The sequence below is a fragment of the Duganella sp. CT11-25 genome (assembly GCF_047302815.1).
In the GTDB taxonomy this organism is placed as follows: domain Bacteria; phylum Pseudomonadota; class Gammaproteobacteria; order Burkholderiales; family Burkholderiaceae_D; genus Rugamonas.
Genome location: NZ_JBKBFD010000001.1, coordinates 3,383,673 through 3,404,693, shown reverse-complemented (window position 1 = coordinate 3,404,693; position 21,021 = coordinate 3,383,673). Strand labels below are relative to the sequence as shown.

Sequence of the window (21,021 nt, the reverse complement as noted above, 5' to 3'; positions counted from 1 at the left end):
GTTGGTCCAAAAATCAGGGTGAAGCATGATTAAGACATTACAGCTGGGCCGTGGCCTGGCTGCGGTAAGCGTCATTGCGTTTCATTTGTCGTATATGATGGCGTCCCCCAAGTACGGTGGACAAGCCATCCTGGCGGATTACACCAGGCACGGGCATTACGGTGTCGAGTTCTTTTTCGTGTTATCCGGCTTTATCATTTTATTTGCCCACATTAACGATCTCGGGCGCCCGCAAGCCTTGGGCACCTTCCTCTACCGCCGTTTCGTGCGGCTATTCCCCACCTACTGGCTGTACACCGCCATACTCACCGGGATGATCCTGCTGGGATTGGGGAATTCCTCGATTCCCGCCACCGTGGAAGGCTGGTTCAGCGCCCTGACCCTGGTGCGCATCGACGGCTCGGCGCCGCCGCTGGCGCCGGCCTGGAGCTTGTTCCACGAAGTCGTTTTTTATTTGGTATTTTCAATACTAATACTTAATTTTCGTCTGGGACTACTGGCTTTCGCATTGTTTGTATGCACCGGACTATTCCTTCAGGAAATCACCATCGAGGGTCACCGCACGCCGCTGAGCGTGTACGGCTCGGTCTACAATGTGTTTTTTGTCTTCGGCATGGCGGCGTACAAGCTCTACCAGCGCGCCGGCAACGGCGTGCCGGAGCTGGTGGCCGGCGCGGCCCTGGCCTGGGCGGCGTTCTGGCTGGCGCCGGGCGACGATAGCCTGACGCGGCCGGTGGTGGTCGGCCTCGGCTTTGCGTTATTGCTGGCAGGTATTACCAAATGCGAGCGGGCCGGTTATATCGGCGTGCCGAAGTTTTTTGTGTATCTCGGCGATGCGTCTTATAGCGTCTATCTGATTCAGATTCCGGTGATGGGCGCCATGCTTAAACTGATGCGGAAAGCGCAGGAGTATACGGAACTCAGCCCTTATGTTGTTTATGTTATCGTTCTGGTGGCGACAACGGCGATCGGCTGTTGCGCTTATAGCGTTATCGAACGCCATATTATGAGCCAGCTGCGCCGCCGCGAAAAAAGCGCCGCCGCGCTACCAATCCAGGCCGCGAAAGCTTAATGCGCGCGTATTTATTTTTGAGGAAGGGAAGAATATGGATCTGACGAATATGTCTTCCGCGGATTTACGTAATCTGCAAGAGCAACTGAAGCGGGAATTGAAAAAGCGCGAAAGCCAGGACCTGGCCAAGGCGCGCGAGCAAATACTGGCCATCGCCCATAGCGTGGGCGTGCCTTTGAAGGACCTGGTCGGCGCCGCCGCCCCGCGCGGCAAGACCGGCAAGGTCGAACCGCGCTACCGCAACCCGGCCGACGCTTCCCAGCAATGGACCGGCCGCGGCCGCCAACCGAAATGGGTCAAGGACTGGCTGGCGGCGGGCCACAGCATCGACGGACTCAAGGTTTAACCCGGCGGCACCCGCCTGACGCGGCGGCGGCACTTGCCTGCCGCCCGCATCGCCCTTACTATGTGGTTGTTGTGCCTGCCGGATGCTTATCGCCGCAGGCGGCACTCTCCTCCAATCCGCGCATTGAACTCTGCAGCCCGGGCCGCAGCGCCTCGGTGCGCATCACGCTCATTCCAATTATGGTCAGCTTATCCAAAACGATTTTCAAAGCCTACGATATTCGCGGCATCATCGATAAAACCCTGGATGCGGGCGTCGCGCACCAGCTCGGCCAGGCCTTCGGCCGGGCGGCCCTCGCCAAGGGCGAAACCAAGGTGGTGATCGGCCGTGACGGCCGCTTGTCCGGGCCGTCGCTGTCCAAGGCGCTGGCCGAAGGCCTGCAGGCCGCCGGCGTCGATGTCATCGACCTCGGCGTGGTGGCCACGCCGATGGTCTACTTCGGCACCAACGTGCTGGGCGCGGCCTCGGGCATCATGGTCACCGGCAGCCACAATCCGCCGGACTACAACGGCTTCAAGATGGTGCTGGCCGGCGAAGCGATCCACGGCGAGTCGATCACCGGGCTGTACGACAGCATCGTCGCCCACGACGGCTCGTCCGCCGCCGCCCCGGGTGCCTACAGCACCCACGACATCCGCGCCCAATACCTGGAGCGCATCATCGGCGACGTCAAGGTCGCGCGCCCGATCAAGATCGCCGTCGACTGCGGCAACGGCGTGGCCGGCGCCTTCGCGGGCGACCTGTACCGCGGCATGGGCTGCGAAGTGATCGAGCTGTTCTGCGAAGTGGACGGCACCTTCCCCAACCACCACCCGGATCCGGCGCACCCGGAAAACCTGCAAGACCTGATCCGCTGCCTGCAGCAGACCGACGCCGAGATCGGCCTGGCCTTCGACGGCGACGGCGATCGCCTGGGCCTGGTCACCAAGGATGGCCAGATCATCTACCCGGACCGCCAGATGATGCTGTTCGCGGCCGATGTGCTGTCGCGCAACCCCGGCGAGCAAATCCTGTACGACGTCAAGTGCACCCGCCACCTGGCGCCGTACATCGAGAAATCGGGCGGCGTGCCGCTGATGTACAAGACCGGCCACTCGCTGGTCAAGGCCAAGCTGAAGGAAACCGGCGCCCCGCTGGGCGGCGAAATGAGCGGCCACATCTTCTTCAAGGACCGTTGGTACGGCTTCGACGACGGCCTGTACGCCGGCGCCCGCATGCTGGAAATCCTGACCAGGGAAGCCGATCCGTCGGCGCTGCTGAACGCGCTGCCGCAATCGGACAGCACGCCCGAACTGCACCTGCACCTGAAGGAAGGCGAGAATTTCTCGGTGATGGACAAGCTGCGCGCCGACGCCAAGTTCCCGGGTCACAAGCAGATCATCACCATCGACGGCCTGCGCGTGGAATACGAGGACGGCTTCGGCCTGGCGCGTTCGTCCAACACCACGCCGGTGATCGTGATGCGCTTCGAGGCGGAAACGCCGGCCGCGCTGGCGCGCATCCAGGGCCAGTTCAAGAGCGTGATCCTGGCCGCCAAGCCGGACGCGGAACTGCCGTTCTAAGCGGATGGCGACGCAAGCGCGCGGCGGCAAGCCGTTGAACATTTTGCTGGTGCGCGTGTCGTCGCTGGGCGACGTGCTGCATAACCTGCCGATGGTGGCCGACATCGCCCGCCATTTCCCGGACGCGAATATCGACTGGGTGGTGGAGGAGGGCTATGTCAGCCTGGTGCGGCTCAACGCGCGCGTGCGCACCGTCATCCCGTTCGCGCTGCGGCGCTGGCGCAAGAGTCTCGGCAAGCCGGAAACGCGGGCCGAGATCAAGCGTTTCTTCCGTAACCTGCGCGCGCAGGAGTACGACTATGTGTTCGACACCCAGGGACTGCTCAAGACCGGCATCATCATGGGCGCGGCCCGCGTGGTGAAGGGCGGCCGCAAGGTCGGCCTGGCCAACGGCAGCGAGGGTTCGGGCTACGAGGGCATCTCGCGCATCTTCCATCACCTGAGCATTCCGACCGATCCGCGCACGCACGCGGTGGCGCGCGGGCGCATCGTCGCCGGCGCGGCGCTGGGCTATGCGGTCGATACGCCGGCCGATTTCGGTTTGCCGGACGTGTCGGACAGCGAGCCGCGTCCCGATTGGATGCCGGCCGAGCCTTATGCCGTCTACTTCCACGGCACGGCGCGCGACCCGAAGAAGTGGGCGCCGGACAACTGGATCGCCCTCGGGCGCGAGCTGGCGCCGATGCCCATCCTGCTGCCGTGGGGTTCGCCGAAGGAGCAAGCCGAGGCGGAGCATATCGCCGCCGGCCTGCCGAACGCGCGCGTGCTGCCCAAGCTGTCGATGGCCGACGCCATGCTGCTGGCGCGTCACGCCGGCCTGGTGATCGGTGTCGACACGGGGTTGACCCATATCGCCGCTGCCTTCGTGCGGCCGACGGTGGAGATCTACGCCGACTCGCCGCGCTGGAAGACCGAGGGCAACTGGTCGCCGCGCATCGTCAACCTGGGCGATAGCGGCACGCCGCCGTCGGTGGCGGAAGTGCTGGCCGCGGCCAGGCAGCTGCTGGTCTGATCATGCGTATCTTATATTCTGTCATGTGGTGGCTGGCCTTGCCGCTGGTGCTGACGCGCCTGTGGCTGCGCGGCCGCCAGGAACCGGGCTATCGCCGGCATTGGGGCGAGCGGCTGGGCTTCTACAGCGGTGCCCCGTCGTCCGCGCCGACCCTGTGGGTGCATGCCGTTTCCGTTGGCGAGACACGCGCGGCCGAGCCGCTGGTCGATGCGCTGCTGGCCGAATACCCATCATCCCGCATCGTCCTCACGCACATGACGCCGACCGGCCGCGCGACCGGCAAGGCGCTGTTCGCCAAGCATGGCGAGCGGCTGGTGCAATCGTATCTGCCGTATGACACGGGCTTCATGGTCCGCCGCTTCATCAAGCATTTCAAGCCTTCGGTCTGCATCCTGATGGAGACCGAGGTGTGGCCCAACCTGATCGCCGTGTGCCAGCTGCGCAGCGTGCCGGTGGTGCTGGCCAATGCCCGCCTGTCCGAGCGTTCGCTGCGCAAGGCCACGCGGCTTGGCTCGCTGATGCTGAACGCCGCGCGCGGCATATCGCTGGTCGCCGCGCAGACCGAGGCCGACGCGCAGCGCGTGCGTTCGCTGGGCGTGCAGCGCGTGGAAATCACCGGCAGCATCAAGTTTGACGTGGTGGTGCCGGATACGGCGCTGGCCATCGGCGCATCGCTGCGCGCGGCCATCGGTGCGCGGCCGGTGCTGCTATGCGCCAGCACGCGCGAAGGCGAAGAGGAACTGATACTGGAGGCACACCGCCAGGCGCGTTCCACGTTGCCGGCCAACGTGCTGCTGCTGATCGTGCCGCGCCATCCGCAGCGCTTCGATGAAGTGGAGAAGATGATCGGCGCCCATGGCCTGAACGTGCAGCGCCGCTCGCTGCTGGCGCTGGATGGCGCCGTGCTGCCGGCCTTTGTGGATGTGCTGCTGGGCGATTCGATGGGCGAGATGTTCGCCTACTACGCCGCGTGCGACGTCGCCTTTGTCGGCGGCAGCCTGCTGCCATTGGGCGGCCAGAACCTGATCGAACCGGCGGCATTGGGCAAGCCGGTGTTGATCGGTCCCCATACCTTCAACTTCGCCTTGGTGACGGAAGATGCGCTGGCCGCCGGCGGCGCCCAACGCATCGCCAACGCGGCCGAGCTGATATCGCAAGCGGCGCGCCTGCTGGGCGACGCTGCTGCGCGCGAAGCGATGGGCGGGAATGCGCTGGCCTTCGCCAACCAGCATCGGGGCGCCACCCGCCGCACGCTGGCGTTGCTGCCGTCGCTGATTCAAAAGACGTAGTGCAGGCCCAGTTCCGCTGCGAACGCGCTGGAGTCCGCGATCGGCAGGCGGTTGGCGCGTAACCGGGCGCGGAACACGCCAAGCTCATACCCCAATCCCACCATGTTGAAACGCGTATCGTAGCTGGTGCTGAACGTGCCCCAGCGCGAGCGGTAGCTGCCCGATACCTGCGGGATGCTGGTGCCGTAGATGCGCTCGACACCGGCGCGCAGCGACCACTGGTCCTGGGTGTAGGTCAGGTTCAGCGCGCTGCTGGCGCCGATCGTGCCGCGCCTCTCTATCAGGCTGCTCTTGCCGTAGATCTGCGGCTGGTAATTGAGGTAGCCGTCGCTGTCGACCGTGCGCACATCGGAGTGGATCACTTTGTCGATGGACGGCAGGTCGGACCAGCGCATCCGGCTCCATAGATCGTTCACCGCCAGGTTGGCCGTGAGCTGGCTGGTCAACGGCCATTGCAGCGCCGCCGACATGCTGGCGCCGGACGATTTCTGCTCCGCATCCGGCATGAAGGGATACGTATAATTGCTGCTCGAACCGAAATACCTGGCATCGAAGCGATAGGTGTCGGATGGCAGGTAGTCCACCGTGCCGGACACATCGCCGTCGCGGTTGCGCGCATGGCCGTACAAGGCGCCCGAAACCATCAGCAGCGGCGCTTTGCCCGCAGCACTGCCCAAGGCGAACGTGCGCCCGACGCGCATGCCGGCCGCAAGCCACGATTTCATATGCGCGTCCGCCACGTAGCCGCGAGCGCCCTCCGGGTCGCGGCGCTGCAGGTAGAGGTGGTACATCTCCACCGTATCCCGGTTGGCTTCCAGCGAAATCTCCAGCCTGTATTCAAGGCCAACGCGCCAGCCATCCTTCTCCACACCGAACTCGGCGCGGTCGCGCTGCAGGAACACATTGCGGCCCTGGCGCGGCGTGTAGCGGGCGCCCCAATCGCCGGTGAAGTCACGGATCGGGATCGCGTCATAAGCAGCCCAGGCCTGGACCTTGCCATAGGCATGCCAGGCCTGATCCGGCGCGTGCAGCTGGATGTCGCTGTCCGCCACGGACATCTGTGCCGAAGCGGCCGGCGAGAGCAGCAGCCCCGCCAGCAAAAAACGATAACGCATGCCGGCCTTACTTGAGCGTCTCGAAGCTGCCGTCGCTGTAGGTGATCACTTTCGTGCCTACGTTGATCAGCGCGACTTTGCTGTTGTTGTTGAAGACGTCCAGGAACGTCGCGCCGTCGACCCACTTCAAGCTGATGCCGCTTGAGCTGGCGAGGTAGATCGTTCGTGGCAGGCTGTTGTCGCCGTTGAAGGAAATCAGATTGGCGTCGTCGGAATAGGTGCCGTTGTATTCCGTCGTCTTGTAGCCTGTATTCCGCAGCGCGAAAGTGACGGTCAGCGGCTTCAGGTTGCTGGCTTTCAGCTTGCCGCTGAACGATACGCTGCCGGTCGCGAAGTTGGACGCCGATTGCGGCGCGACACTGTCGACGGCCTTGTAGTTCAGGGCCTGCATGGTGATCGTGCCGTCGAAGCTTTCGCTGCGGGTATTGGTGAAACTGCCGATGAACTTGAGGTTGGTCGGCAGATAGCGGTTGCCGTTACGGTCGGTGGAGAACTGACTCAGCGACAGGCTGCCCTTGACGGTGCTGCTTCCCGCCGTCACGCCCACGGCCAGCAGTCCTTCCACCATACGATACTTGTCGTTGTTGCTGGTGGCGCGGATGAAGGAGGTGTCGTACACGGTGACCGCTCCCAGGCTGGCGCCATTCTTCTGCGCGTCGATCTTGCCGGAGAAGGCGTACTTGCTCACGCCACCGCTTTCGGCCGTGACGGCGTAACGGATGCTCCAGGTTTCACGGTCGGTCAGGGCGGCGCCGTTGGCATCCACGCGGGCCGGCATGTCGCCATTGATGGTGGCGGAGGTGACGGTGCCGCCGCTCATGGCGTAAGACAGCGTGCCACTGGCCGTGCTGCCGATCGGGGTCTTGCCGCTCAAGGTGCTGAAATCGTAGCCGGCGCCCGACACGTCCTTCCGGTATTCCTGCGTTTCACGCTGGGTGCCGGAGGTGTAGCTGAAGCTGGTGCTGCCGGTGGAAATCAGGGTGATGGTGCGGGCGATCTGATCGCGGTCGTACAGGCCGGGCGTCGATGCGGCGCGTTCCGAGTTGTCCAGCGTTTTCTTGTTCAGGATGCAGGAGACGCTGCCTGGGGCCGTGCCGGCATCTGCCGCGGTCATGGCGATCTGCGCCGCCGAGTCCTTGTACAGCGCGCAGGCACCGAGCGAGGATGCATCGCCGAGGTCGCCGACGGTGGTGCTGGTCGATTTGCGCTGGGCGAAATCATTGAACAACTTGATGCCGCGGCCGGAGACGACCACCCAGTCGGCCAGACTTTGATCCAGCGGCACGACGGCGTTGTTGAAATCCGCTTCTATCGTATCGAGACTGTTGCGCAAGCCACCGCTTTGGCTGGATGTTGACCAGGCCTGGAGATTGGTGCGCAGGCTGCCGAAGAATGTCTTGGCTTCACCGACCGGGTCGGGGGCTGGCGTCGGAGTTGGCGTAGGCGTCGGTGTTGGAGTCGGCGTCGGAGTAGGTGTCGGAGTTGGGGCCGGTGTCGGCGTAGGTGTCGGAGTCGGAGTTGGAGTTGGCGTAGGAGTTGGCGTCGGCGTAGGGGTTGGCGTCGGCGTCGGCGTCGGCGTAGGAGTCGAAACCGGAACGTCCGCGAATAGCTTTTGACCGTCCAGCGACTTGATCGTCGTCTTGTTGATGGCGGGGTCTTTGATCGTATCTGCCAGCGCGGTCAGCAGCGCATCCTTGGCCGGGCCGGAGATCGCCACGGTGCCGCCTGTCATGGTGACGGAACCTGTCGTCGCCGTCACGGCGCATTTGATTTTTTCGCTGTCCGTGCCGCTGCAACCCAGGCCGCTGTGATGCGCGATCCCTGAAATGGCGGCGAGTGCCAGCGCTTGCAGTTTCTCCGCCGCGTCCGAGGTATTGGCGGCGGCATCGCTGTTGGCGTTCAACGGCTTGGTGACGAGCGGATTGAAGCCGAGGATCTTGGTCACTTCCGCCTGCGCCTGCGCCACGTTGGATACGGTCAGGCCGCCGTTTGCATTGGCGCTGATCGCCGCCGTGACCAGCATGTCCGTGAACGGCGTGACGTGACCGGTGACGGTGCTGTTGCTGTTTGCGTCGAGCTGGACCAGTCCGCGCATCGTCATCCCGGCCGGCATGGGGATGGTGCCGCTGTACTCGTCGTCCATGGTGGTGCTGGCGTCGGGGCTGATTTCAACCGTAAACAGGCCCGTGCGCGAGCCGAGGTTGATACTGTAGCTGCCGTCGGTCCTGGAGGTGCGGGTCGTCAGGATGGGCGCGCTGGAGCGGTTGCCCGCGGCATCGTAGGCATAGACGTTGACGATGGCGTCCTTGATCAAGCCTTTGGATGCGACGCCGCCCAGCGTGATGCTGGGCGCGCCTGTTGGCGTGCTGGGAGTGCTGGTGTTCGGGGTGCTGCTACCGCCGCCGCCGCAGGCCGCCAGGGTGGAAGTCAAGGCACATGCCAGGCTCAAACGGGTTAATTTCATGCTTATTACCAAGAGTTTTAATCAATTGGCAATTGTAACATAAATAATATTCCTTCTGGAAAATTAACCTTGTTCCTGGTGAACTATGCCGGCGGCCTTGCGGTGCCTAGACCGCCGCCAGCGCGATATCGTCGGCGAATCGCAGGATGTCGGCGTGCTGGCGGCAGAACCGGGTCGCGGCCTTGTAGCCTACGTCGAACAACAGCTGCATGTTCGATGTCGACCAGTCCATCGTGTAAGGGATGTGCTGGTCAGGCACCGCCGCCATCAGCTCCAGCTTGAGCATGCGGCGCCTGGGCTCGCCGGTTTTCGGGTCGGTGTTGTGCTCCAGCTCGAACAGGCGCAGCTGGTTCTGCGACACGCTCACCAGCGGCGTGATCATCGAGCCGACCCACGAATCGTACAGGTCGCGCGGCTTGCGGAGCAGGCGCTCGTCGCCGAGGATGTCGAGCACGATCAATGTGTCGACGTCATGGTGTTCGCCCCTGCCTTCGATGAAGGGATCGAAGTTCAGCGTTTCCAGCGCGGCGCCCTCGATGTAGTCCTCGCCGTCGATTTCGGTCGGCGCGTACAGGAAGGGGAACGACAGCGCGGCGCGCACGTGCGGCGCCTGGATTTCATGCTTGCCCCAGCTGACCATGCGGTGTTGGTTCAGGTTGTAGGCATTGATGTAGAACTCCGGCTTCATGCTGGCGATCGCGGAAAAATCGACCGCGCCTTCCAGGAAGGGCGCATGGGCGCACAGGCCGAGGCTCTTGGCCGACAGGTTGGACGGCGACATGGTCGACATCATCAACTGCGTCCAGTCGGACCAGGGCGCGGTGCCGCCGGTCATCATGTCCCGCATGCCCTGAAACAGCGGATTGCCGGCCGGCGGCGCGAATGCGCCGCGGTAGGCGTCGGCTTCCTTGCCCGGCTTGTGGAAGATCTTGTAGTTGACCGGCATCATCTTGTAGATGGTGTCGGCCACGCCGGTGTCGGCCCAGCGCTTGAGCGCATCGCGCGGCACGCCTTCCAGCGGCGCCGCGTACAGCAAGCCCATCAAAACGCCCGCGCCGGAGGCCGAAATCACGTCGAATTCGACCTCCTGGTCGAGGAACGCCGCCAGCGCCCCCGCGATCAACGGCGAGTTCGGCGCGCCGCCACCCAGTACCAATCCCGTCTTCTTTGCAGCAGCCTTCTGACTCATATTGCCCCCTGATTGGTGTGGAACAAGCGAGACACAAGCTATCACAATAAAATGCCGTACGGCAATTTTATTAAAAGATAACGGATATTCACAAGCTGGATAAAACGGGCGTAGGGTCAGGGAAACAGCACCGGCAGCTCCTGTGCGCGCTTGCGCAGCAGGTTCTTGGCTTCCTCGTATTCCGGATAGATCAGGCCGACCGTGTTCCAGAACTGCGCGCTGTGGTTCATCTCGAGGATGTGCGACAGTTCGTGCGCGATGACGTAGTCGATCAGCGGCAGCGAGAAGTGGATCAGCTTCCAGTTCAGGCGGATCTTGCGGTCCACCGTGCACGAGCCCCAGCGCGTGCCGGCCGACGACAGGCCGAACGAGTGATAGCGCACGCCCAATCTCTCCGCATACATGTCCAGCCGCTGCTCGAACAGCACCTTGGCCTCCTGCTGGTACCAGGCCTTGACGCGCTCGCGCAGCAGCGTCTCGGTGGCGCCGGGCACCAGCACCATCGACAGCTCGCGCGTGGCCGGGTTGTAGCTGGTGCGATTGCGCCCGCCGACCAGCAGCCGCAGCGTGATGTCGGCGCCCAGGTAGGGCAGTTGCGCGCCATCGGTCCATTCCACCGGCGGTTTTTCGAGGCGCGCCGCGCGGCGTTCGCGCCGCTCTTTGAGCTTGCTCAGTATCCAGTGCTGCTTGGTGCGGATGGCGTTGTCGATTTCGGCGATGCTGATGCGCTTGGGCGCCGTCACGCGCAGGCCGTCGTCGTCGATCATGAAGCCGATCGAGCGCCGCGTCGAGCGCCGCAGTTCGTATTCGAGGATGAATTCGCCGACCATCAGCTGGCGCTTGGGCGGCTGGTCCGACGGTGGAGTCACCAGCGCGCGCGGCTTGACCGGCACCGCGGTCTGCGGCGGCGCGACGTAGGGAGAAACAGGAGGAGGGGTATTCGATGCGGACGGCGCGGGCACCGACCATACGGGGGCGGTATAGACCGGCTTGAGGGAAGCTTGTGCCTGCGCCTCCCGTCCAAACAGGTCGAGCTGGCTGGCGTCGTCGGCGGACGACGCCGGCTTCACCAGCGTGGCCAGATCATCTAGCCAGCGTTGTAGGCGTGGGGCGAAATGACGCGCATTTCTGATTCTATCCAATTTTCCACCTGTTGCATCATGCCGTCCGGCGTCTGGCCTTCGGGCGAAATTGGCTTACCTATCGATACTGTAACAAGGCCGGGGCGTTTGATGAAAGAGTTTTTTGGCCAGCACTCGCCGGAGTTGTGCGCGATCGGCACCACCACGGCGCCGGTCTCGATGGCGAGGCGCGTGCCGCCGCTCTTGTACTTGCCGGCCTGGCCGACCGGAATCCGCGTCCCTTCCGGGAACATGATAATCCATTGGCCGTCGGCGAGACGGCGCTTGCCGTGGCGGACCACATGCTTGAAGGCGTGCTTGCCCTGCGAGCGGTCGATCGGGATCATGCGCAGCAGCGCCATCGCCCAGCCGAAGAAGGGAATGTACAGGATCTCTTTCTTGAACACGAACACCAAAGGGCGCGGCATGTTAGGCAGCAGGAAGATGGTCTCCCACGCCGACTGGTGCTTGGACAGCACGACGGCCGGCGCATCCGGGAAGTTTTCGGCGCCCTTGATTTCGTAGCGGATGCCGCAGATGACCTTGAGGCACCAGATCATGAACACGTTCCAGCGCGAGGTGACCCAGAAGCGCTGGTTGTACGGCAGCGGCGCCACCAGGAAGCAGACGCAGGCCCAGACGATGGTCGACACCACCATGATGATGGTGAAAATAAGGGAACGCAAAAACAGTACGGGATGACCCAATGAAGACTCCAAAAACGCTAATTAGCTAACGACGTGCAGCGCCGGCGGGGCGCTGGTTTTCAGCAGGTGGCCCACCATCGCCGCGAGGTCGGCAAAAACCATTGTACCGGGCGGCAGGCCTCCTGTGGCCTGGGTTTTTTCACCCTTGCCGGTCAGGACCAGGTAGGGCACGCAGCCGCTGACATAGCCGGCCTGCAGGTCGCGCAGCGAGTCGCCGACCACCGGCACGCCCTTCAGGCTGATTTTGTAGCGCTGCGAGATTTCCGTGAACATGCCAGGCTTGGGCTTGCGGCAGTCGCAGTTGTCGGCCGCCGCGTGCGGGCAGAAGAACACCGCGTCGATGTCGGCGCCGACCTGCTGCGCCAGGTTGTGCATCTTCTGGTGGATCGCGTTGAGGATGGTCATGTCGAAGAATTCGCGGGCGATGCCCGACTGGTTCGACGCCACCACCACCCGGTAACCCGCCTGGTTCAGGCGGGCGATCGCTTCCATCGAGCCGGGGATCGGGATCCACTCGGCCGGCGACTTGATGAAGTCCGGCGAATCATGGTTGATGACGCCGTCGCGATCGAGGATGATCAGTTTCATGGACGGCGCACCCATTTAAGCCGCCAGTTTCGAGATGTCGGCCACGCGGTTCATCATCCCGTGCAGGGAGGAGAGCAGCGCCAGACGGTTGTTGCGCAGGGCGACGTCTTCGGCCATGACCATGACGTCGTTGAAGAAGGCGTCGACGTCGTCGCGCAATTGCGCCAGCGTCTTCAGCGTGCCGGCGAAGTCGCCGCGGTTGAACGCCGCGTCGATTTCAGGCAGCACGCGCACCACGGCGGCGTTGAGGTTCTTCTCCGCCAGGTCCTGCAGCAGCGAGACGTTGACGCCGGTGTTGCCGGCGGCGGCCAGCGCTTCCTCGTTCTTCTTCAGGATGTTGGTGATGCGCTTGTTGGCGGCGGCCAGCGAGGCCGATTCGGCCAGCGCGGCGAAGGCTTGCACGGCCTCCAGGCGCTGCACGATGTCGTCCAGGCGGTCCGGGTTCTGCGCCACCACGGCCTCGATCTCGTTCGGCGAGAAGCCGCGCTCGCGCAGGATGCCGCGCAGGCGGTCGAACATGAAGGTCGCGACGTCGGCGCTCGGGTCCTTGAAGCCGGCCACCGAGGCGAACAGGCCGGCGGCGTCGGCCAGCAGGCCGGAGATCGACAGCGGCAGGCGCTTCTCGATCAGCATGCGCAGCACGCCCAGCGCGTGGCGGCGCAGCGCGAACGGATCCTTGTCGCCGGTCGGGCCCAGGCCGATGGCCCAGATGCCGACCAGGGTTTCCAGCTTGTCGGCCAGCGCCACGGCGGTGCCGGTGACGGTGGACGGCAGGGCGTCGCCGGCGAAGCGCGGCTGGTAGTGTTCGGAGGCGGCCAGCGCCACGTCTTCCGGCTCGCCGTCGTTGCGGGCGTAGTAGGTGCCCATGATGCCTTGCAGCTCGGGGAACTCGCCGACCATGTCGGTCAGCAGGTCGGCCTTGGACAGGCGCGCGGCGCGCTGCACCAGCGTGACGTCGGCATCCAGCTTGGCGGCGATGGCGCCGGCCAGCGCGGTGACGCGCTCGCTGCGCTCGGCCTGCGTGCCCAGCTTGTTGTGGTAGACCACGTTCTTCAGCAGCGGCAGGCGCGATTCCAGCGTCTTCTTCTTGTCCTGCTCGAAGAAGAACTTGGCGTCGGACAGGCGCGGACGCACCACGCGCTCGTTGCCGTCGATGATGGCGGTCGGCGTGTCGGTGGCGATGTTGGAGACGATCAGGAAGCGCGAGCGCAGCTTGCCGTTGGCATCGGTCAGCGCGAAGTATTTCTGGTTGGTCTGCATGGTCAGGATCAGGCATTCCTGCGGCACGGCCAGGAATTCTTCCTCAAACTTGCACTCGTAGACCACCGGCCATTCGACCAGCGCGGCCACCTCGTCCAGCAGCGATTCAGGCATCAGCACCTGGTCGGCGCCGGCCTTGGCCAGCAGCTCGGCGCGGATCTGTTCCTTGCGCTGTTCGACGCCGGCCAGCACCTTGCCTTCGGTCGCCAGCGTGGCGGCGTAGCTGTCGGCGTTGGCGATGGTGATGGCGCGCTTGCCCGGCGCGGTCAGGAAGCGGTGGCCTTCGCTGACGTTCGATGCGGTCAGGCCCAGCAGGGTCAATGGCACGACGGTGGCGCCGTGCAGCGCGATCAGGCTGTGGGCCGGACGCACGAACTGCACGGTGGCCCCGTCCGGACGCTGGTAGCTCATCACTTTCGGAATCGGCAGCTTGGCCACGGATTCTTCCAGCGCGGTTTGCAGGCCCGATTGCAGCGCGCTGCCGGCCGCGGTGTAGGTGTAGAAGAAGCTGTCGGCCTTGCCGTCCTGCGCGCGTTCCAGTTCGGCCACGGTCAGGTTGGGGAAGCCCAGCGCGGCCAGTTTCTTGGCCAGCGGCGGCGTGCCGTTGCCGGCGGCGTCCAGCGCGACCGACACCGGCAGCACTTTTTCGCGGATCGATTTGTCCGGCGAGGTGGCGCGCACCCTGGTGATGGACACGGCCAGGCGGCGCGGCGTGGCGTAGGCGGTGGCGACGCTGTCGTGTTCCAGGAAGTCGCGCGATTTCAGGCCTTTGACGATGCCGTCGGCGAAGGCCGCGCCCAGTTTGGCGAGCGCCTTCGGCGGCAGTTCTTCGGTCAGCAGTTCGATGAGCAGAGTTTGAGTCATATCGTTTATATCGTTTATTCAGCGGCCGAAGGGGCGGCGACAGCGGCGGCTGGCGCCATAGGGAAGCCCAGGCGCTCGCGCGAATCGTAGTAGGCTTGTGCGACCAGACGCGACAGGGCGCGCACGCGGCCGATGTAGGCGGCGCGCTCGGTCACGGAGATGGCGCCGCGCGCGTCCAGCAGGTTGAAGCTGTGCGAAGCCTTCATGATCTGCTCGTAGGCGGGCAGCGTCAGCTGCGCTTCGATCAGGCGCTTGGCTTCCGATTCATGGTTGTTAAACTGCGAGAACAGCAGCTCGGTGTTCGAATGCTCGAAGTTGTAGGCCGACTGCTCGACTTCATTTTGATGGAACACGTCGCCGTACTTGAGCGTCTTGGTCACCCCGTTTTCTTCCCAGGTGGTCCAGACCAGGTCGTACATATTCTCGACGCCCTGCAGGTACATGGCCAGGCGCTCGATGCCGTAGGTGATCTCGCCCAGCACCGGCTTGCAATCGAGGCCGCCGACTTGCTGGAAGTAGGTGAACTGCGTCACTTCCATGCCGTTCAGCCAGACTTCCCAACCCAGGCCCCAGGCGCCGAGGGTCGGCGATTCCCAGTCGTCCTCGACGAAGCGGACATCGTTTTGCTTCAGGTCCAGGCCCAGCGCTTCCAGCGAACCCAGGTACAGGTCGAGGATGTTTTCCGGCGCCGGCTTCATCACCACCTGGTACTGGTAGTAGTGCTGGCCGCGGTTCGGGTTCTCGCCATAGCGGCCGTCCTTCGGGCGGCGCGACGGCTGCACGTAGGCGGCGCGCCAAGGCTCCGGGCCGATCGCGCGCAGGAAGGTGCCGGTGTGGAAGGTGCCGGCGCCGACTTCCATGTCGTAGGGCTGGAGCAGGGCGCAGCCTTGCTTGTCCCAGTAGGTTTGCAAGGTCAGGATAATTTGTTGAAATGTCAGCATCTTGTTTGGTCGGTGGCGCGCACTCAGTTAGCACTGGACAGCGCGCGGTTGCGGTTTCGCTAAAGCGGCAATTTTAGCGGGTTTTACAGGGAGCCTGTAGAGATTAAGCGGCTTTTGGCCGGTTTTTTGCGCGTCGCGCCCAAAACCATGCGCCAGCCAGCGACAGCGCGGCCAGCGCCAGGAACAGCTTGTTCCCCCACAGGATGTACGGGGTGCTGCCGGCCGTGCCTTGCACCTGCGCCGCCAGCACGCCATAGGTGTTGACCGGCAACTGCTGGACGATCACGCCGGCGCCATTGATGATGGCGGTGGCGCCGGTGTTGGTGGCCCTCAGCATCGGGCGGCCGGTTTCCAGCGTGCGCATCTGCGAGATCTGCAAATGCTGCGGGATGGCGATGGTGTCGCCAAACCAGGCCAGGTTCGAGGTGTTGAGCAGCATGGTGGCGGGCTTCTGGCCCTGCGCCGGGTGGTTCAGCTGGGCGGCGATTTCTTCGCCGAACAAGTCTTCGTAGCAAATGTTCGGCAGCACGCGCTGGTCCTTGATGGCGAACGCCGGCTGGATCTCGCGGCCGCTGGTCATGTCGCCCAGCGGGATCGACATCAGGTTGACGAACCAGCGGAAGCCGAGCGGAATGAATTCGCCGTACGGCACCAGGTGGTGCTTGTCGTAGCGGTAGTAGCTGGTGCCGAGCCTGGACGGAATGCCGATCACGCTGTTGAAGTAGGCGGTCTGGCTGTCGGCCATCGGGATGCCGAGGATCAGGTTGCTGTTGGTCTGGTTCAGGAACTGGGCGATGCCGGACAGGTAGTCCGGCGGCAGTTGCTGCGGCAGCATGACGACCGCCGTTTCCGGCGTGGCGATCAGGTCGGCCGGCGCCGCCATGATGGCGTCCTGGTACAGCTTCATCGTCGCCATCACGTGGGCGCCGTTGAATTTTTCGTCTTGCGGGATATTCCCCTGCAGCAGGCGCACCGAGATCGGCTTACCTTCCGGGTAGGTCCACTGCAGGAAGCCCAGGCCCGCGCCGGCCGCCGAGATGGCGAGGATCAGCGCGCCGGCTTGCAGGCGGGTGCGGTGCAGCAGCAACAGCAGGGCGCCGGCGATCACCGCCGCCAGCCAGCCCAGGCCGTACATGCCGATGATGGGTGCGTAGCCGGCCAGCGGGCTGTGATTGTGGGCGTAGCCGGCCGACAGCCACGGGAAGCCGGTGAACAGCCAGCCGCGTATCCATTCGAACAGCGCCCACATGGCCGGCAGCACCAGCAGGTTGGCGGCCGGCAGCGGCAGCGCCCAGCGCTTGCGCAGCCAGGCCGCGCCGCCCATCGCCAGCGCGACGTAGATGCCCATGGCGGCGGCCAGCAGCAGTACGGCGGCCACCGCCAGCGGCGCCGGCATGGCGCCGTAGGTGTGCAGGGAAACGTAGAGCCAGTGGGTGCCGGCGGCGGTCCAGCCGAAGCCGAAGGCCCAGCCGATCAGCGCGGCGGCCTTGACGTCGGCGCTGCGCAGCACCTGGTAGAACAGGGTCGCCAGGCCGAGGATCTCCAACGGCCACCAGCCGAACGGCGCAAAGGCGAATACGCACAGCGCGCCGGCCAGGCCGGTGATGATCATCCGGCCCCGGGTACTGCGTTGCGGCTTGGGGGGATCGTTGGGACGGGCGCGGCGAAAGCGCATTATGCGTCGTCGCCTTCGGCTGCCGCCGGCGGCAGTTTTTCCACCAGCAGCACGTGGATCTGGCGGGCGTCGGCGCGCAGCACTTCAAAGCGCATGCCGTCCATGTCGAAGGTGTCGCCCTTGTGCGCCATGCGGCCCAGGTGCTTGGAGACCAGGCCGCCGATGGTGTCGGCGTCGTCGTCGGGCAGCGCGGTGTCGAGTTCCTCGTTGAACTGCTCGATCTCGGTCAGCGCCTTGATGCGCCAGCGCGGGCCGTGCACGCCTTCCTTGATCGACAGGATGTTGTCCTCTTCCTCGTCGAAGTCGTATTCGTCCTCGATGTCGCCGACGATCTGCTCCAGCACGTCCTCGATGGTGATCAGGCCGGCCACGCCGCTGTACTCGTCGACCACGATCGCCATGTGGTTGTGGTTGGCGCGGAAGTCGCGCAGCAGCACATTCAGGCGTTTGGATTCTGGAATGAAGATGGCCGGGCGCAGCATGTCGCGCACGTCGAACGATTCTTCGGCGTAGTAGCGCAGCAGGTCCTTGGCCAGCAGGATGCCGATCACCTTGTCGCGCTCGCCTTCGATGGCGGGGAAGCGCGAGTGGGCGGTCTGCAGCACCGCGGGCATCCACTCCTCGATCGGCTTGGAGATGTCGATGACATCCATCTGCGAGCGGGGAATCATGATGTCACGGGCGGACAAGTCGGAGACCTGGAACACGCCTTCGATCATCGACAAGGCGTCGGCGTCGATCAGGTTGCGTTCGTGGGCATCGTGCAGAACTTCAAGCAGTTCCGCTCGGTTCTCTGGCTCGGGGGAAATCAGTGCGGTCAGGCGTTCAAACAGTGACCGATGGGGTTTAGCGTCAGTCTTGACGCTACTAGAGTGCTCTTGCATAGGAGGCGTGAGCCGTTGTTTCGAAGGGGTATAGGATACACCAAAAGCGGGAAGGGACTGGTTTTTGTCAAAAAAACAGCAGGTTTGATGGCATGGCCGAATTGTTTTCTCTTGTGCTTTCTCAGCGCCCCCGGTATGCACACGGAGCATGCTATACGGATTGTTCAGTATGGCGGATGCGACATGAGTATGTTTGCAGGCTCCATCCGGGCCATTAATCCCGGCCGTGGCACTATGAATTGTGTTAATTGCGCCATTGCGACGGACGCGCTTTGGGCTGGTCGCCCAGCATCGGCTTTACTTGGCGGCCCATACAAGATCGGTGCACTTGAGCAGATATTTGGAGCAAAATTCAGTGTGCCGGTGGATATTGGCAAAGTAGTTGAAGCGCTGTCGGCCCCAGGCTCAGGCAGCCGTGCGATTGTTTTTGGCATGAGGAGTAGCGGCGTTGGGCATGTCTTTAACGCAGTCAATCAACACGGTACCATTCGCTTTCTCGATGGACAAACAGGAACTGCGGCGGCACTCACCGGCTATGCCGAATTTCGCTTTTTGAGGACTAACTAATGGATACGATCAACCACAGTGCAGCTTTAAAAATAGCGCAAGCGAAAGTCCGTGAACTTGCCCTCGCTTCTGGTGACGAATTTGAGATTCTTTCCGGCGAAACGCGAGAGATGGAACAGGGCTGGGTATTTTTCTTTAATTCGTCAGATTACGTCCGTACCCAGGACTCCATGTCTGCACTGGCCGGTAACGGCCCTCTTTTGGTTCTGCGGAGTGGACAGGTTGCTATGTTGCCTGCATCGGTGCCATGGCAAGAGGCCGTGATGCAAATACATCAGCTGAATACCGGGTGGGCGGCTTGATCTGATCGGAGTTATTCCGCGTACGGGTCGGCCATGCCGAGGCCGGCCAGGATCTCGGTTTCGATGCCTTCCATCTCGGTGGCCTCTTCATCGTCCATGTGGTCGTAGCCCTGGGCGTGCAGCACGCCGTGGACGATCAGGTGGGCGGCGTGTTCCTCCACGGTCTTCTTTTGCTCGGCCGCTTCCCGCTCCAGCACGTCGGTGCAGAGGATGATGTCGGCCTGGGTCGGGGCGTCGTCCGGCAGCTCTTCCTCGCCTTCGTTGTAGGCGAAGGTCAGCACGTTGGTGGCGTAGTCCTTGCCGCGGTATTCGCGGTTCAGCGTGCGGCCTTCCTCGGCGTCGACGAAGCGGATGGTCAGCTCGGCCGGCGCGAACAGCGCGGCCTGCACCCAGCGGCGGATTTTGGGACGGGTGATGGTTTCCTGCAGGCGCGTGTCGGGATATTGCACCGACAGCGCCAGTTTATTTTTTGCGGACATTTTTAAGAGCGGTGGCTTTGAGTAACGGGGCGATCTCGGCTTCGTGGTTGTGCGCCGTTTCGTAGGCGTCGACGATGCGCGCGACCAGCGGATGGCGCACCACGTCTTCGCTGTTGAAGTGGCTGAAGGCGATGCCGCGCACGTCCTTCAAGACCTGGATGGCGTCGACCAGGCCGCTCTTCTGGCTCTTGTGCAGATCGACCTGCGTGATGTCGCCGGTGACCACGGCCTTGCTGCCGAAGCCGATGCGGGTCAGGAACATCTTCATCTGCTCGACGGTGGTGTTCTGCGCCTCGTCGAGGATCACGAACGCATGGTTCAGCGTGCGGCCGCGCATATACGCCAGCGGCGCGATTTCGATGACTTGCTTCTCGAACATTTTCTGCGTGCGGTCAAAGCCCAGCAGGTCGTACAGCGCGTCGTACAGCGGGCGCAGGTACGGGTCGACCTTTTGCGCCAGGTCGCCCGGCAGGAAGCCCAGGCGCTCGCCCGCTTCGACGGCGGGGCGGGTCAGGATGATGCGCTTGACGGCGTCGCGCTCCAGCGCATCGACCGCGCAGGCCACGGCCAGGTAGGTCTTGCCGGTGCCGGCCGGGCCGACGCCGAAGCTGATGTCGTGTTCCAGGATGTTGCGCAGGTAACGGATCTGGTGCGGCGTGCGGCCGCGCAGGTCGGCGCGGCGGGTTTTCAGGATAGGGCTGTTGATGTCCGGTTCGACGAACGGCGCGATGACGTCGACCGCCGCGTGCGGCTTGTCGCCGCCGCTGGCGGCGATGGCGGCGTGGACGTTGGCGCGCTGCTCGACCAGCGCCAGTTGCACTTCCTCGATCGGCACGATCTTGTTGGCGACCGCATAGAACTGTTCGAGGATCTGCACCGCGCGTTCGGCGTTGTGGCCGCTGACGATGAATTTCTCGCCGCGACGGAAAATGGTGACGTCCAGCGCGGCGGAAATCTGGCGCAGGTTTTCGTCGAGGGGGCCGCACAAATGGGCCAGGCGCGCGTTATCGAGCGGCTCCGGGACAAAGTAGTGCGGCTGGACTGGAGTTTTGGTTTTCAATGGGATGCTTTATGAGAGGGGCCGGCCTTGCCGGCACAGGCGATAGTTTAACGTAATTTACCGGCCGTAACCGCGATAGTCCTTGATTTTGGCGGTCGGCGCTTCTACAGTGAAAGAGTAGCCTGCTGGCAATTTCCGATGGGAGGAAGACATGGCGGTGAATGTGATGTCGTCGCTGGACCGGGTCCAGGCGGCCAACCTGCGCGAGGCGCGCGCCGACCGCGCCGGGCAGCGCAGCCAGGAAGCGCGCCAGGCGCAGCGCGCCGAACAGGGCGAGCGCAGCGAGAAGAGCGGGGTGGAATTGAAAAAGCGCGTCGAGCAGAACGCCGACGCCGGACGCGCGCGCGCCCAGGCCAACGACGATGCCGCCACCGCGCAGCGGCGCGCGGCCCAGGCCGCCGACAAGAAGGCCGACGCCGACCGCCGCCAGACCGAAAAATCCACCATCGGCAGCCGCATCGACACCACCGCCTGACCCCCTCCGCCGGGCCGCTCGCCCGGCTCACGCCGCCTTGTAAAGACGA

General features: G+C 63.9%; 20 protein-coding genes. 8 read left to right on the top strand and 12 right to left on the bottom strand.

What is annotated here, in order from left to right; all coding sequences use genetic code 11:
• The first annotated feature begins 25 nt into the window (after positions 1-25).
• The 5 genes from ACEN9F_RS14605 to waaA all read left to right on the top strand — a co-directional run bounded on the left by ACEN9F_RS14605 (position 26) and on the right by waaA (position 5,281).
• Positions 26-1,072, top strand: a complete 1,047-nt coding sequence (locus ACEN9F_RS14605) for an acyltransferase family protein (protein ID WP_413420744.1) — start codon at positions 26-28, stop codon at positions 1,070-1,072.
• A 34-nt stretch (positions 1,073-1,106) separates the two neighbouring features.
• Positions 1,107-1,418, top strand: a complete 312-nt coding sequence (locus ACEN9F_RS14600; RefSeq protein ID WP_413420743.1) for an H-NS family nucleoid-associated regulatory protein — start codon at positions 1,107-1,109, stop codon at positions 1,416-1,418.
• A gap of 179 nt (positions 1,419-1,597) precedes the next feature.
• Complete coding sequence (locus ACEN9F_RS14595) at positions 1,598-2,980, top strand: phosphomannomutase/phosphoglucomutase (protein WP_413420742.1); 1,383 nt, start codon at positions 1,598-1,600, stop codon at positions 2,978-2,980.
• A 4-nt stretch (positions 2,981-2,984) separates the two neighbouring features.
• Positions 2,985-3,992: a lipopolysaccharide heptosyltransferase I gene (gene waaC / locus ACEN9F_RS14590; RefSeq protein WP_413420741.1), complete on the top strand. Its 1,008-nt coding sequence runs from the start codon at positions 2,985-2,987 to the stop codon at positions 3,990-3,992.
• 2 nt (positions 3,993-3,994) lie between these two features.
• Entirely contained in the window at positions 3,995-5,281 is a 1,287-nt protein-coding gene (gene waaA, locus ACEN9F_RS14585; RefSeq protein WP_413420740.1) for a lipid IV(A) 3-deoxy-D-manno-octulosonic acid transferase, read from the top strand.
• Here the strand turns inward: waaA and ACEN9F_RS14580 are convergent.
• The 10 genes from ACEN9F_RS14580 to ACEN9F_RS14535 all read right to left on the bottom strand — a co-directional run bounded on the left by ACEN9F_RS14580 (position 5,269) and on the right by ACEN9F_RS14535 (position 18,089).
• The gene (locus tag ACEN9F_RS14580; protein WP_413420739.1) at positions 5,269-6,396 is read right to left on the bottom strand and encodes a hypothetical protein; all 1,128 of its coding nucleotides are present in this window, start codon (positions 6,394-6,396) and stop codon (positions 5,269-5,271) included. The two genes, waaA and ACEN9F_RS14580, sit on opposite strands and share 13 nt — an antisense overlap.
• A 7-nt stretch (positions 6,397-6,403) precedes the next feature.
• Entirely contained in the window at positions 6,404-8,860 is a 2,457-nt protein-coding gene (locus ACEN9F_RS14575) for a hypothetical protein (protein WP_413420738.1), read from the bottom strand.
• A 106-nt stretch (positions 8,861-8,966) separates the two neighbouring features.
• The gene (locus ACEN9F_RS14570; protein ID WP_413420737.1) at positions 8,967-10,049 is read right to left on the bottom strand and encodes a patatin-like phospholipase family protein; all 1,083 of its coding nucleotides are present in this window, start codon (positions 10,047-10,049) and stop codon (positions 8,967-8,969) included.
• Positions 10,050-10,165: 116 nt separating this feature from the next.
• Positions 10,166-11,119, bottom strand: coding sequence for a M48 family metallopeptidase (locus ACEN9F_RS14565; protein WP_413420736.1), 954 nt, complete (start codon positions 11,117-11,119; stop codon positions 10,166-10,168).
• A 17-nt stretch (positions 11,120-11,136) separates the two neighbouring features.
• Entirely contained in the window at positions 11,137-11,829 is a 693-nt protein-coding gene (locus tag ACEN9F_RS14560) for a lysophospholipid acyltransferase family protein (RefSeq protein ID WP_413427062.1), read from the bottom strand.
• Between the two features lie 69 nt (positions 11,830-11,898).
• Positions 11,899-12,465 carry a D-glycero-beta-D-manno-heptose 1,7-bisphosphate 7-phosphatase gene (gmhB, locus tag ACEN9F_RS14555; protein WP_413420735.1) on the bottom strand — a complete coding sequence of 189 codons (567 nt, stop codon included), beginning with the start codon at positions 12,463-12,465 and terminating at the stop codon, positions 11,899-11,901.
• Between the two features lie 15 nt (positions 12,466-12,480).
• Positions 12,481-14,589, bottom strand: coding sequence for a glycine--tRNA ligase subunit beta (glyS, locus tag ACEN9F_RS14550; RefSeq protein WP_413420734.1), 2,109 nt, complete (start codon positions 14,587-14,589; stop codon positions 12,481-12,483).
• A gap of 14 nt (positions 14,590-14,603) precedes the next feature.
• Positions 14,604-15,530 carry a glycine--tRNA ligase subunit alpha gene (gene glyQ / locus ACEN9F_RS14545; protein ID WP_413420733.1) on the bottom strand — a complete coding sequence of 309 codons (927 nt, stop codon included), beginning with the start codon at positions 15,528-15,530 and terminating at the stop codon, positions 14,604-14,606.
• 103 nt (positions 15,531-15,633) lie between these two features.
• Complete coding sequence (gene lnt, locus ACEN9F_RS14540) at positions 15,634-17,205, bottom strand: apolipoprotein N-acyltransferase (RefSeq protein WP_413420732.1); 1,572 nt, start codon at positions 17,203-17,205, stop codon at positions 15,634-15,636.
• The gene (locus ACEN9F_RS14535) at positions 17,205-18,089 is read right to left on the bottom strand and encodes an HlyC/CorC family transporter (RefSeq protein WP_166106488.1); all 885 of its coding nucleotides are present in this window, start codon (positions 18,087-18,089) and stop codon (positions 17,205-17,207) included. The genes lnt and ACEN9F_RS14535 overlap by 1 nt, the downstream gene beginning before the upstream one ends.
• Before the next feature lie 183 nt (positions 18,090-18,272).
• Here ACEN9F_RS14535 and ACEN9F_RS14530 point away from each other — a divergent pair, with 183 nt between their 5' ends.
• Both ACEN9F_RS14530 and ACEN9F_RS14525 read left to right on the top strand, forming a co-directional pair.
• Positions 18,273-18,656: a toxin glutamine deamidase domain-containing protein gene (locus tag ACEN9F_RS14530; protein ID WP_413420731.1), complete on the top strand. Its 384-nt coding sequence runs from the start codon at positions 18,273-18,275 to the stop codon at positions 18,654-18,656.
• Positions 18,656-18,958 (top strand): YrhB domain-containing protein, encoded by a 303-nt coding sequence (locus ACEN9F_RS14525; RefSeq protein ID WP_413420730.1) that lies wholly within the window; start codon positions 18,656-18,658, stop codon positions 18,956-18,958. The genes ACEN9F_RS14530 and ACEN9F_RS14525 overlap by 1 nt, the downstream gene beginning before the upstream one ends.
• Before the next feature lie 11 nt (positions 18,959-18,969).
• Here the strand turns inward: ACEN9F_RS14525 and ybeY are convergent, their stop codons facing one another.
• Positions 18,970-19,437: an rRNA maturation RNase YbeY gene (gene ybeY / locus ACEN9F_RS14520; RefSeq protein ID WP_413420729.1), complete on the bottom strand. Its 468-nt coding sequence runs from the start codon at positions 19,435-19,437 to the stop codon at positions 18,970-18,972.
• Positions 19,421-20,497, bottom strand: a complete 1,077-nt coding sequence (locus tag ACEN9F_RS14515; RefSeq protein WP_413420728.1) for a PhoH family protein — start codon at positions 20,495-20,497, stop codon at positions 19,421-19,423. Before ACEN9F_RS14515 ends, ybeY begins: the two co-directional genes overlap by 17 nt.
• A 151-nt stretch (positions 20,498-20,648) precedes the next feature.
• Between ACEN9F_RS14515 and ACEN9F_RS14510 the strand changes: the two genes are divergently transcribed.
• The gene (locus ACEN9F_RS14510; RefSeq protein ID WP_413420727.1) at positions 20,649-20,972 is read left to right on the top strand and encodes a hypothetical protein; all 324 of its coding nucleotides are present in this window, start codon (positions 20,649-20,651) and stop codon (positions 20,970-20,972) included.
• Positions 20,973-21,021: the final 49 nt, after the last annotated feature.